13 protein-coding genes are annotated in these 10,622 nt (G+C 64.7%); 6 read left to right on the top strand and 7 right to left on the bottom strand.

Annotation, left to right across the window (positions count from 1 at the left end; all coding sequences use genetic code 11):
* Positions 1-202: 202 nt before the first annotated feature.
* The 3 genes from thpD to ectB are packed head-to-tail and all read right to left on the bottom strand — an operon-like array spanning position 203 to position 3,345.
* Entirely contained in the window at positions 203-1,045 is an 843-nt protein-coding gene (gene thpD, locus VE172_RS03415) for an ectoine hydroxylase (protein ID WP_349258238.1), read from the bottom strand.
* A gap of 51 nt (positions 1,046-1,096) precedes the next feature.
* The gene (locus VE172_RS03410; protein ID WP_324797179.1) at positions 1,097-1,510 is read right to left on the bottom strand and encodes an ectoine synthase; all 414 of its coding nucleotides are present in this window, start codon (positions 1,508-1,510) and stop codon (positions 1,097-1,099) included.
* Positions 1,507-3,345 carry a diaminobutyrate--2-oxoglutarate transaminase gene (gene ectB, locus VE172_RS03405; protein WP_349258237.1) on the bottom strand — a complete coding sequence of 613 codons (1,839 nt, stop codon included), beginning with the start codon at positions 3,343-3,345 and terminating at the stop codon, positions 1,507-1,509. Before ectB ends, VE172_RS03410 begins: the two co-directional genes overlap by 4 nt.
* A gap of 279 nt (positions 3,346-3,624) precedes the next feature.
* Here ectB and VE172_RS03395 point away from each other — a divergent pair, with 279 nt between their 5' ends.
* Together VE172_RS03395 and VE172_RS03390 are read left to right on the top strand one after the other, a co-directional pair.
* Complete coding sequence (locus VE172_RS03395; RefSeq protein ID WP_324797176.1) at positions 3,625-4,401, top strand: dioxygenase family protein; 777 nt, start codon at positions 3,625-3,627, stop codon at positions 4,399-4,401.
* A gap of 89 nt (positions 4,402-4,490) precedes the next feature.
* On the top strand, positions 4,491-4,964 hold the full coding sequence (locus VE172_RS03390) for a hypothetical protein (protein WP_324797173.1): 474 nt from the start codon (positions 4,491-4,493) through the stop codon (positions 4,962-4,964).
* Positions 4,965-4,993: 29 nt separating this feature from the next.
* Here the strand turns inward: VE172_RS03390 and VE172_RS03385 are convergent, their stop codons facing one another.
* Positions 4,994-5,824, bottom strand: a complete 831-nt coding sequence (locus VE172_RS03385) for an isocitrate lyase/PEP mutase family protein (protein ID WP_324797171.1) — start codon at positions 5,822-5,824, stop codon at positions 4,994-4,996.
* A 64-nt stretch (positions 5,825-5,888) separates the two neighbouring features.
* On the bottom strand, positions 5,889-6,185 hold the full coding sequence (locus VE172_RS03380) for a hypothetical protein (RefSeq protein ID WP_324797168.1): 297 nt from the start codon (positions 6,183-6,185) through the stop codon (positions 5,889-5,891).
* 192 nt (positions 6,186-6,377) lie between these two features.
* On the opposite strand from VE172_RS03380, the gene VE172_RS03375 reads away from it, so the two are divergent.
* Positions 6,378-6,815 (top strand): hypothetical protein, encoded by a 438-nt coding sequence (locus VE172_RS03375; RefSeq protein ID WP_324797165.1) that lies wholly within the window; start codon positions 6,378-6,380, stop codon positions 6,813-6,815.
* A 19-nt stretch (positions 6,816-6,834) separates the two neighbouring features.
* On the opposite strand, the gene VE172_RS25350 is transcribed toward VE172_RS03375, so the two are convergent.
* Positions 6,835-7,026: a DUF397 domain-containing protein gene (locus tag VE172_RS25350; RefSeq protein ID WP_349258236.1), complete on the bottom strand. Its 192-nt coding sequence runs from the start codon at positions 7,024-7,026 to the stop codon at positions 6,835-6,837.
* Positions 7,023-7,835: a helix-turn-helix domain-containing protein gene (locus VE172_RS03370; protein ID WP_324797185.1), complete on the bottom strand. Its 813-nt coding sequence runs from the start codon at positions 7,833-7,835 to the stop codon at positions 7,023-7,025. Before VE172_RS03370 ends, VE172_RS25350 begins: the two co-directional genes overlap by 4 nt.
* Positions 7,836-8,579: 744 nt before the next feature.
* Here VE172_RS03370 and VE172_RS03365 point away from each other — a divergent pair.
* The 3 genes from VE172_RS03365 to VE172_RS03355 form a co-directional block, all read left to right on the top strand.
* Complete coding sequence (locus VE172_RS03365) at positions 8,580-9,338, top strand: hypothetical protein (RefSeq protein ID WP_324797162.1); 759 nt, start codon at positions 8,580-8,582, stop codon at positions 9,336-9,338.
* Positions 9,331-9,642 (top strand): hypothetical protein, encoded by a 312-nt coding sequence (locus tag VE172_RS03360; RefSeq protein WP_324797159.1) that lies wholly within the window; start codon positions 9,331-9,333, stop codon positions 9,640-9,642. Before VE172_RS03365 ends, VE172_RS03360 begins: the two co-directional genes overlap by 8 nt.
* A gap of 614 nt (positions 9,643-10,256) precedes the next feature.
* Positions 10,257-10,622, top strand: a 366-nt coding sequence (locus VE172_RS03355; RefSeq protein ID WP_324797156.1) for a YciI family protein, incomplete at its 3' end; no start/stop codon positions are given.

Raw genomic sequence — 10,622 nt, 5'->3', positions numbered from 1 at the left:
GCGGCGAGTAGTTCGGCAGCCGGTCGTCGAAACGGTGGTCGCCCGCCCACATCGCCGTCTCGGGGTCGGATTCCAGCAGCGCGTCGACGATGCGTTCGGCGCGGTCTTTGAACTCCTGTCGCATCCGCACACGGTATCCGCCGTGCGGACATGATCGTGGCCGCCCCGCTGCGACAACGGAACGGCCACGAATCCGCGTCGGTCAGCGCGGAATGGGTGTGAAGTCGCGCGAGCCGATGAACGGCGGGCGCGGGTTTTCGGCCCCGAAGGGTTCGATGCAGGCGTTCTCCACGCTGTTGAACACCGCGAAGATGTTGGAGCGCGGGAACGGCGTGATGTTGCCGTTGGACCCGTGCATGCAGTTGCAGTCGAACATGGTCGCCGAGCCCGCGGACCCGGTGAACACCTCGATGCCGTGCTTTTCGGCCAGCACCGACAGCGACGTCTGGTCGGGCGTGCCGATCTCCTGTTCCTTCAACGATTCCCGGTAGTGGTCGTCGGGGGTCTCGCCCACGCAGGACACGAAGGTCTTGTGCGAACCGGGCATGATCATCAGCGCGCCGTTGTACGAGTAGTTGTCGGTCAGCGCGATGGAGATGCTGACCGCCCGCATCCGTGGCATCCCGTCTTCGGCGTGCCAGGTCTCGAAGTCGGAGTGCCAGTAGAAGCCGTTGCCTCCGAAGCCCGGCTTGTAGTTCACGCGGCTCTGGTGAATGTACACATCGGAGCCGAGGATCTGGCGGGCCCGGCCCACCACGCGCTCGTCGGTGAGCAGCTTGCCGAACATCTCCGAGATCTTGTGCACCTCGAAGATCGAGCGGATCTCGCGCGAGTCCTTCTCGCGGACGACGCGCTCGTCGCCGTTGAGGGCCTCGTCGACCAGCAGCCGGTTGAGTTCGTTTTGGTAACCGGCGAGTTCCTCCGGTTCGATGAGCTCGTCGATGGTGAGGAAACCGTTGTCGGCGTAGCCCTCCAGCTCCTCGGCGACGATCGGGCCGTCGGAGGCGGTGCCGTACGCGACCGGGTCCTCGGTGCGGTAGATCATCACCGGCTGGCGGCCGGCGCGGCTGGGGTATATGTCTTGAATGGTCACTGGTCAGTCTCCTTCGGTCAGAAGTGGGTAGACGCCGTTGGCGTCGTGGACCTCGCGTCCGGTCACGGGGGGGTTGAAGACGCACACGGTGCGCACATCGGTGTGCGCGCTCAACGTGTGCCGCTCGTGCCCATTGAGGAGGTACATGGTGCCGGGAGACAGCTCGTACTTCTTCCCGGTCTCGTGGTCGGTGAGCTCACCGTGTCCCTCGATGACGTAGACGGCCTCGACGTGATTGGCATACCACATCGACGTCTCGGTCCCGGCGAACAGCACGGTGTCGTGCAGCGAGAAGCCCACCCTGTCGTTGGCCAGCAGCAGCCGGCGGGATCTCCAGGTGCCCTCGGCGACGTCGCGGTCGTGCCCGAGCACGTCCTTGTCGGTGCCGATGATCTCGTCGAGCCTGCGGACGATCATGAAGCCTCCTTGATGGCGACGCGGACGGACTCGGCCAGGATGTCCAGCCCCGACTCGAGCTGTTCGTCCGCAATGGTCAGTGGCGGAAGTAGCTTGACGACCTCGTCGTTGACGCCGGCGCCCTCCACGAGCAGCCCGCGCGAGAACGCCTCGGCGCGGGAGGCGGCGGCGAGCTTCGGGTCGGCGAAGGCCAGGGCCTGCACCATTCCACTGCCGCGCACGCTCAGCTCGGTGTCCGACTGCTCGGCGACCAGGTCGCACAGCCGCTCGTCGATCAGCGCGCCCTTGCGCGCGGTCGTCTCGGGCAGCACGGCGTCGGACCAGAAGGTGTCGATGGCGGCGGTCGCGGTGGCGAACGCAGGGTTGAAGCCCCGGAACGTTCCATTGTGCTCACCGGGTTCCCACACGTCGAGCTCGGGGCGCATCAGGGTGAGGGCCAAGGGAAGCCCGTACCCCGACAGGGACTTCGACAGCGTCACGATGTCGGGCTGGATCCCGGCCCGCTCGAAGCTGAAGAAGGGACCGGTTCGGCCGCAACCCATCTGGATGTCGTCGACGATGAGCAGGATGCCGTGCTCGGTGCACAGCTGGGACAGCCCGCGCAGCCAGGTGGCGCTGGCGACGTTGACGCCGCCCTCTCCCTGCACGGTCTCGACGATGACGGCGGCGGGTTTGTCGAGGCCGGAGCCGGCGTCCTCCAGGAGGCTGCGCAGCCACAGGAAGTCGGGGGTCTGGCCGTCCATATAGCCGTCGTACGGCATGGTCGCGGTGTGGTTCAAGGGAACCCCGGCGCCGCCGCGCTTCATCGAGTTGCCGGTCACCGCCAGCGCCCCCAGCGTCATGCCGTGGAAGCCGTTGGTGAAGCTGATGACCGTCTCGCGGCCGGTGATCTTGCGGGCCAGCTTCAACGCCGCCTCCACGGCGTTGTTGCCCGCCGGCCCCGGGAACTGGACCTTGTAATCCAGGCCGCGCGGCTCGAGGATGCCGTCGCGGAAGCGCTTGAGGAACTGGCGTTTGGCGTCGGTGTACATGTCCAGCCCGTGGACGATGTTGTTACCGGCGAGGTACTCCAGCAGCGCTTCCTTCAGGACCGGATGGTTGTGCCCGTAGTTGAGGGCACCGGCACCGGCGAAGAAGTCCGTGTAGGACTTCCCGTCCTCGTCAACGACCGTCGCGTCGTTGGCCTTGACGAAAACCGTTGGCCAGCCTCGGCAGTAGGAACGGACCTCGGATTCGATTTCTTCGAATACATTCATAAGTCTTCTCGGAAGTCGGCCTTTGGCTGCCGTTCTACGTGGGCCGCGGCGATGTGCCGCGCCACGCCCGGTTCGGCGCGCTACCGGGGCTTGCGGACCTAACGACGACGGCGACAGCGGCGAGATCCGAAACAGGACCTCGCTCGCGTGCCCCTCGCCGAGCATCCGCTCGCTGAACAGCTCGTCCCGCGCCAGAATGGCCCCGCGCGCTTCCGCGAACGAGGTGAACAGGCGCGTGGACGGGTGGTTGTCCGGCGTGACGGTCGCCTCCAGCCGCGAAACGCCTTGGGGGACAAGGCGATCGGTGAGGCGATCGAGCATTCGCCGGGCCAGCCCCTGGCGACGCATGTGCCCGGCGACGCCGACCTGCCACACGAACAAGGTGTCGGGGCGGTCGGGCCGTCGGTACCCGGTGATGAAACCGGCCAGGCGGCCGGAATCGCGCGCGACGATCGACGTCGCGGCGAAGTCGCGGCACCACAACAGGTACGCGTACCGCGAATTCACATCGAGGGATTGGCAGTCACGGGCCAGGGTCCACAGGTCCGCGCCGTCGTCGATCGATGGCGGTTCGAACACGGGGTTCGATGCCCGGTGGACCTGGGTGACTGTCTCACTTGCGTCTGCTCGGGGCATGAACCCTAGAGTAACCGACAAAAATGAAGCCGAATTTCGTCCTCTTTTGTGCCGACATATACGGGCAAAACAGTCAGATTTCACGAAAACGTTTGTCAACAATAGGGCGGTAGGACAAGCAGATTGCCTTACGAGTTCGACCCTCCGCCGGACGGCGCGACAACGGCCCGCCGCGGCGATAGGCTGGCAGCCCGGCCCGAGCTCGTCGACAGTGGAGGCGCCATGTCCCGCATGCCCGCGATCTACCTCAGCCACGGCGCGCCCCCGCTGGCCGACGACCCGATCTGGCCGGGCCAACTCGCCGAATGGTCGTCCGAGGTGCCGAAACCCCAGGCGATCCTCATGGTCTCGGCGCACTGGGAGGACGCCCCGCTGGCCATCGGCGCCACGGGCACCGTCCCGCTGGTCTACGACTTCTGGGGCTTCCCCGAGCACTACTACCGCGTCACCTATCCGGCCCCCGGCGCGCCCGAACTCGCGGCGAGGGTGCGATCCCTCGTCGCCGACACCCACGACGTCCCCGAGCGCGGGCTCGACCACGGCGCCTACGTGCCGCTGGTCGAGATGTACCCCGACGCCGACGTCCCCGTTCTGCAGATCTCGATGCCGACCCTCGATCCGCGGCGGCTGTACGACATCGGACGCAGGCTGGCGCCGCTGCGCGACGAGGGCGTCCTCATCGTCGGCAGCGGCTTCTTCACGCACAACCTCACCGCCCTGGACCCCGGCAGCGGCGACGGCTCGCCCGACGGCGCGCCCGCCTGGTCGCGGGAGTTCGACGACTGGGGTGCAGAAACGCTTGCCTCCCATGACATCGACGCGCTGCTCGACTTCGGCCACAAGGCGCCCGCCGCCCGCATGGCCCACCCCCGCACCGAACACTTCGCCCCGCTGTTCGTGACGCTGGGCGCGGGGGAGAACGACCTCGACGCGCTGCGCGCCTCGGTCATCGACGGGTTCTGGATGGGCCTGGCCAAACGATCGGTCCAACTGGGGTGACGACCGTGTCGCCAAACGCGAGCAAACCGCCAGCAAAACGCGTGCGGGCCTAATGGGTTCCCACACCCCTTCACCCCAACGGAAGTCGCATGTCTGAAATCAACGCTGTCGAACCATCGCGCGTCAAGGCCATCTCCCCCGACGGGCGGATCGCCGCGGCCACCAACACCGAGGGCCTGCTGGACTTCGAGTTTCGCGACGACCCTCGGCTGGGGGACTACACGACCGACGCGCTGGCGGAGCAGATCGCGGCGGTGCTGCGCGGGCTCGCCGCCGAACGCCGACGCCTCAACGGGGCGCCCGCCGACGCGGCGACCCACACGCGGAACGGACGGTTCGCCCTGGCCGTCGACGTCATGGAGTCGAACGGACGGTCACCTCGGCGACTGGTCAAGCTGGCCATTCGCGGCGACCACAAGGACTACGCGGCATGGGTGCACCCGCTGCTGCTCGACACCGACCCCGACACGGTGTCGGCCGAGCTGAGCGGCGCGTACGACGACGCCGTCACCTCCCTCCAACGGCAGTACGGCGCGCTGATGCGGCACTACCTGCTGGACTGACGCGAACCCGCGCCAGCCCAGCATGAGCGCTACTTGGCGAGCAAACCGTTGAGCGACATGAAGTCCAGGTCGTGGCTCAGCCGCGAATAGGTGCCCTCGTCCAGGAACTCCCTGGCGCTGGTGGCCGTCAGCGCGTACGCCGCCATGGCGATGGCCGCTCCCAGGCTGAGCCGCGCGGCACCCGCGTCCCCGAGCTCCTTCGCCGACGGCGCACCCGGACCCACCATGATGTTGAGCGGGCCGTCGATCGCCTCGGACAGCGCGCCCACGGTGGCCAGGTCGACCACGCCGGGCACGAACACGCCGCTGGCGCCCGCCGCCAGGTACGCCCGCGCCCGCTCCACGGTGGCGTCGAAACGCGTCGACTCCTCGCCGACGGCGCGCAGGTAGGTGTCGGTGCGGGCGTTGATGTACAGGTTGACGCCGCTGGCCTCGGCGGCGGCGCGGGCGGCCGACAGCCGCTCCGCCTGCTCCTCGATAGTCCGCAGTGGACTCTCGGCCGAGGACGTGCTGTCCTCAATGTTCACACCCACGGCGCCCGCCGCGATGATGGCGGAAACGGTCTCGCCCACGCCCTTGGCGGTCTCGGCGAAGCCCCGCTCGATGTCGGCGGTCACGGGAACGCCCACCAGGCCAGCGATCCGAGCCACGGCCTCGATCGCCAGCTCGCGCCTCAACTGGTCGCCGTCGGCGGCACCCAGGGTCCACGCCACGCCCGCGCTGGTGGTGGCGATGGCCTCGGCGCCCGCGTCCTCAACGATGCGGGCGGACGCGCCGTCCCAGGCGTTGGCCAGCAGCAACGGCCGCGGGCCCGAGTGAAGTTGATGGAAGCGTTCGGCCTTTTCTTGAATGGTTGTCACGACCGCCAGTCAACCAGCCGCCACCGACAATGACTGGCCGAAATTCGTCCTCAACGCGGACGCGTCACTCCTGGTCCTGGGCGTCCTCGAGATCCTGATCCCACGCCGCCAGGGCGCCGCGCAGGTTATTGAGATCACCCCGAACATCGTTGAGCTGACGCATCATGGTTTCGGCGTGGGCGAGGCGAACATTGACCTCGGCCGTCAGCTCGGCGGTGATGCCCTCGTGGGTCAGCGCGAGATGAAAACCCGCCAGGGCCCTGCGAAGACTGGACTGCGCGTCGGCAAGGTTCGTCTGCATGGATTCGGTCTTGGCATCGGCCTGGGCCGCGAAGCGGCGCTTGTCTTCGATGGAGGGCACAACGGTTCCGTTTCCGAGACGACGGCGTGGTGCCACGGTAGCGCGTTGCGGGCCAACGGGACGGCGGATCGCCCATTCATGTATCGATTCATCTGCCCAACAGTGACTCGACGCGGCAGTGCAGTCGATGATGAAGCGTAGCCAAGAGATCGGCGGCATCATCGGTCGTTTTCCGAAAGAACAGGAGATCTCGTGACCAAATCCGACGAAGCCGTCTTCGTGGAGTCGGCGATTACGCCTGGTATGGAAGTGCGCCAAGACATCGCCGAGCGCCTGGGGGACCGACGCGCGTACACCTTGATGGGTGCGGCTCTCATCATCGCGGTCAAGCGAAAGTTTCCTGAGGGCACGGGGTCTGCGGAGATCCAGGCATACGTCACCGAGATGAAGGCGCGGTTCCCCGAAGGGGCTGACAACTTCAAGCCCATGGTGATCGAGGCGATCGTTCGCGGGCTGCGGGGCGAAACCCACCTGCTCCCCGACGTCGACCCGAACTACCTGGCCGACATGTCCTTCATGCTCACCTACGCGATCATGAGCCACGAAAACCTGAAGGGCGACGACCTAGAGGCGTTCGTCAACAAGGTCATAGCCATGGCCAACGGAAGGTTAGTCTTTGCCGAGGGCTGAAACCGTTGAGCACCAACGATTAGCGACGCTTTGAGAGGCTTACCTCGATGCAGTTCTGGCCGCCACTGTTACCGCTTCGGGTGCTCTTGCGCCTCAGCGCGACTTCGATGCAGTTCTGGCCGCCGTTACTGCTACTGCGAGAGCTAGCACGCCACGTGAATGGTGCGATCGAATCACGATCTTGGGTGGTGGGAATCAAGCTATGGTTCACAACTTGTCTCTCTCAGCGACGATGAACTTCCTGGACTCAGTCACGTTCAGGCTGACCTCCAAGAGTGAATCATACGCTTGAACTACACGCTGGACATCGTCACCTTCAACGCACAGATCCCCTGCAGCAGTAGGCAGTATGGCAACTTGTGGGTAGGGGCTCACCAGCGTGTGGACCTCGAAACCCCCTCCCGTACTTGCGTGCACGCCTTCAGATATTGGTAGGACTCGTATGTCGATATTGGAACGCCTTGACACCTCGATGAGATAATCGAGCTGTGGCTTGGCATCGAGTCTGGCACTGGTCAAGCGTTTGATGGCACTCTCATCAATTATCGAGGCAAACGCGATCGGATCGTGGCGGGAAAGTACGACCTGTCGGGTCATCCGTACCTCAAGCCATCTGTCGAGATCCTCCGAAGTAGCTTGAGGAGCGTTGGCCCGCATCACAGCTTTCGCGTAGCCTGGTGTCTGCAACAGTCCTGGCAATGTAGACACTGCGAATGCCCTGATTTCCAGCGCCTTGGATTCCAACCACATGCAGTCCATCAGGGTTCGAGCGACGTCGTCGCTGTAGCCCTCCCACCAGCCTTTGCGAAGGACGTCGTGGCAGATGGTCAGCATTTCGTTGCGACGCTTGCGATCGTTGACGCCGCAAACTCTCATGTAGTTGTCGACTTCATTTTCGGTCGGTGCCGTCCGACCGTTCTCGATTCGACTCACGATTGACGCGTTGATACCGAGGTATGAACTCACATCCCTAGCGTCAAGCCGAGCAGCCTTTCGCATCTTGGTGAGCTCCTGCCCCAACCAGGCCGCGCGTAGTGATGGCGCTAGTTCTTTCCTCAATGGATCCCACCTCGTTCGATCGCTTCAACAATTGTTGGGGTCATGCTTGACCCAGTATCAATGACATGATACAAACAACGTAGTCACTCGGTGACAGCGCTCGCGAGCAGGCAACAAGAGAAGAAAGGCTTCCGCGAAAGCGGGAGGAAAACGACTGGGGCGGGTCCGAAGTTTGGCGACCAAAGCCCCGCCCCAGTCCTAATGAACGGAGGTCTCCTCATGGAGGAGATAACCGAACGCGCTCTATTGTCGCACCCACTACCTGCGGGAGCGCGCGGCGAGGACCTCATCGTTGCTGCGATCCATCGTTTGAAGGTGGAGGTGTGGTGGATGATCGCTGCCCGTAGGGCGTCGGCTGATCCCACGTTCCCGCGTCAGCTGCGTCGTCGGGTTCCTGGCCAGAACTGCCCCGTGTCGGCCTGCATCCACCACGGCAATGGTCGTCGTCCTGATGACCCGCCCCTGTCGATTCCCGTCCAGCGCTGACGCCAGCCCTTTTCCACAGTCTTTTCCACAAGTCGCGCATGCCCGTGTGAGGTGGGCTGCGCGCGAGTGGGGCGGGTTGTCGCGGGGTTTTCCTCCACCACACGAGGTGGTGCTGTACGGGTCTCTTCGTCCTGCACCCAAACAGCACCGTCTCGTGCCCGCGCGCCCGCCCCACCTTCCCACCACCATTCACCAATAGTCCAGAAGGGAAACATTGTCATGCTTCTTCGTACCTGCGATGTCGAGTTCCTGACGCCCGACCAGACGCCACCACCTCCCGCACCCACCTGCGAGGATTCGGGGCTCCACGCGAGGTTGGCGACTGCCGCACGTAGCCAGCGAGGTCGTCGCTTCGCCTTGTGCGAATTGACCGACCCTGGTGACGGGATACGTACCACTGTGGCTTTCCAGGGCGTGCAAGCCAACGACGGCTCCTGCGTCCTGCTCGACGTGGGCCGTCCCGTTGGGTGGTACACGTCGGTGGATTCGGCGTTCGCGCATCGTGGCAGGGACGGCATGTTCCTGGTGTGGACTGAGCCCGCCAATCCACCCCACCACTCGGCCGCCAACCTCGAAGCCGCCCAAGGTGAAGCAACGATCTGGTGCGTGCTGCTGCCATACAAGGCGCACGGGCCACACGATGCTCGTATCCGTGCCATCGAACTGGCCACGGCGTTCGAAGAAACCACGCCAGGGCTGACGCGCGAGATGGCAATGTTGTGCGACGCGCAATCAAGCGGGCAACCCATAACCCTGTTTTGCCCCACACCTGGGTGCCTTCGCGAGCCCTACCACCACGGCGACCATGCCCCTGCCAACACCGAACCCGAAAACGGGGCGGCAGACGGCGACCCCGACGGGGCGGCAGACCACACCCCCACCACATCGGCTGTGGCCGAGGAACCAAGCACCAACAAGAACCCGAACGACAGCGACGAAGGTGACCAGACGCAGGGCGTGGGTGGCTGTGATGAGTGATTCCACTGTGGTGATCATGCTCGGGCTGTTCACCGCGTCCATGCGCCAGGTCTCCGCTGTCACGATCGAAGGCAGCTACACCGTCCACCTCGACGTGATCGGACACCGAGGTATCGCCTCGCATCTGGGTTCGATCAAGGACATCGACAGCTACCGCCCCGTCCTCAAGGTCTCCCTGCCACACGGCATCTGGGCGTCCGAGCCTGCTGTGCGCTGGCACTTGATCAAGCAAGCCCAAGGCATGTGGACGACACACCGCACACTCGCGAAGCCGTTCATTACCCAGGCCCGCGAACAACAGTAGGGGGATCAAGAGGCCATGTCTGTCCACAGTTACACCGAACAAGGCCCGTGGGGTGACGTGCACGTGAGGGTCTTCGACCCCGAAAGCGCACCCACGCTCCGCTTCGGGCTCATGTACCCACACGGGCCTTTGGCCGACAGGGCACGCAAGATCGGTCAGCAGTTCGACATCCCGAAACGACACCTGCCGAAACGACGTCTGCGCGCCGTCATCGCCTTGGGTCTGTTCCCATTGGTCTGGGTCTTGCCGAAGTGTGGGGAGTGCGGGCAACCATGGCCCTGCACACCCTTGACCGACCACTACCGACACACCATGGGGTGGGCAGGAGACCTCAGCGCGAAGTATCGCGCCATGTCGACCAAACGACGACGAGCCAAGGCGACCAAACGCAACCCGACAGCGGTGTCACATAGAGCCAAACCCCGACGCGGCTGGTGGAAGGTTTAGGCGGGGCGCAAGCCTCACATCTCAAATCCTGGCGCTGAGATTTGTCATGTTTCGGAAGACATCAACTCCAGTTGTCATGTCTCGCCACATCTCAAATTTCGGCCCTGAGATTTGTCATGTTGCCACCGTGCCAACCACCAGCCAGCAGGGTGGGCGAGACTTCAACGGTGGAATTCTTCTTCTATCACCGTGACCGCGTCGGCTCGACCCCGCTTCGGGAGGAGCTGAACGACGCCCACCTGGCATACATGGACCGTTTCGCCGACGGGATAATCGCTAGAGGCCCGACGTTCGCCGACGAAGAGGTGCTCACTGGCAGCGTGCACATCGTCGACCTGCCGAGCGTCGCCGACGCGCGGACGTTCGCGTTCGACGAGCCGAACTACCAGGCGGGGGCGTATCGGGACGTGATGGTGAGGCGGTGGCGGAACCTGTTGGGGCGCACCATGTGGGACTTCGGCGACCACGGCGACGGAGGCAAGTACCTGGTCGTGGGGCTGGGTTCGGGCCCGCTCGACGAGCGGCTTCCCGAC

The organism is Stackebrandtia sp., from assembly GCF_035643755.1.
Lineage (GTDB): Bacteria > Actinomycetota > Actinomycetes > Mycobacteriales > Micromonosporaceae > Stackebrandtia.
Note: the sequence above shows the minus strand (reverse complement) of the source record. Positions and strands in the feature narration are given on the sequence as shown.

Coding starts and splice junctions, on each gene's coding strand:
- thpD (WP_349258238.1), bottom strand. CDS start 1,045: ATGATCTACCGCACCGAGGACCCGGTCGCGTACGGCACCGCCTCCGAC.
- VE172_RS03360 (WP_324797159.1), top strand. CDS start 9,331: ATGAGTGATTCCACTGTGGTGATCATGCTCGGGCTGTTCACCGCGTCC.
- VE172_RS03410 (WP_324797179.1), bottom strand. CDS start 1,510: ATGATCGTCCGCAGGCTCGACGAGATCATCGGCACCGACAAGGACGTG.
- VE172_RS03395 (WP_324797176.1), top strand. CDS start 3,625: ATGTCCCGCATGCCCGCGATCTACCTCAGCCACGGCGCGCCCCCGCTG.
- VE172_RS03365 (WP_324797162.1), top strand. CDS start 8,580: ATGCTTCTTCGTACCTGCGATGTCGAGTTCCTGACGCCCGACCAGACG.
- VE172_RS03390 (WP_324797173.1), top strand. CDS start 4,491: ATGTCTGAAATCAACGCTGTCGAACCATCGCGCGTCAAGGCCATCTCC.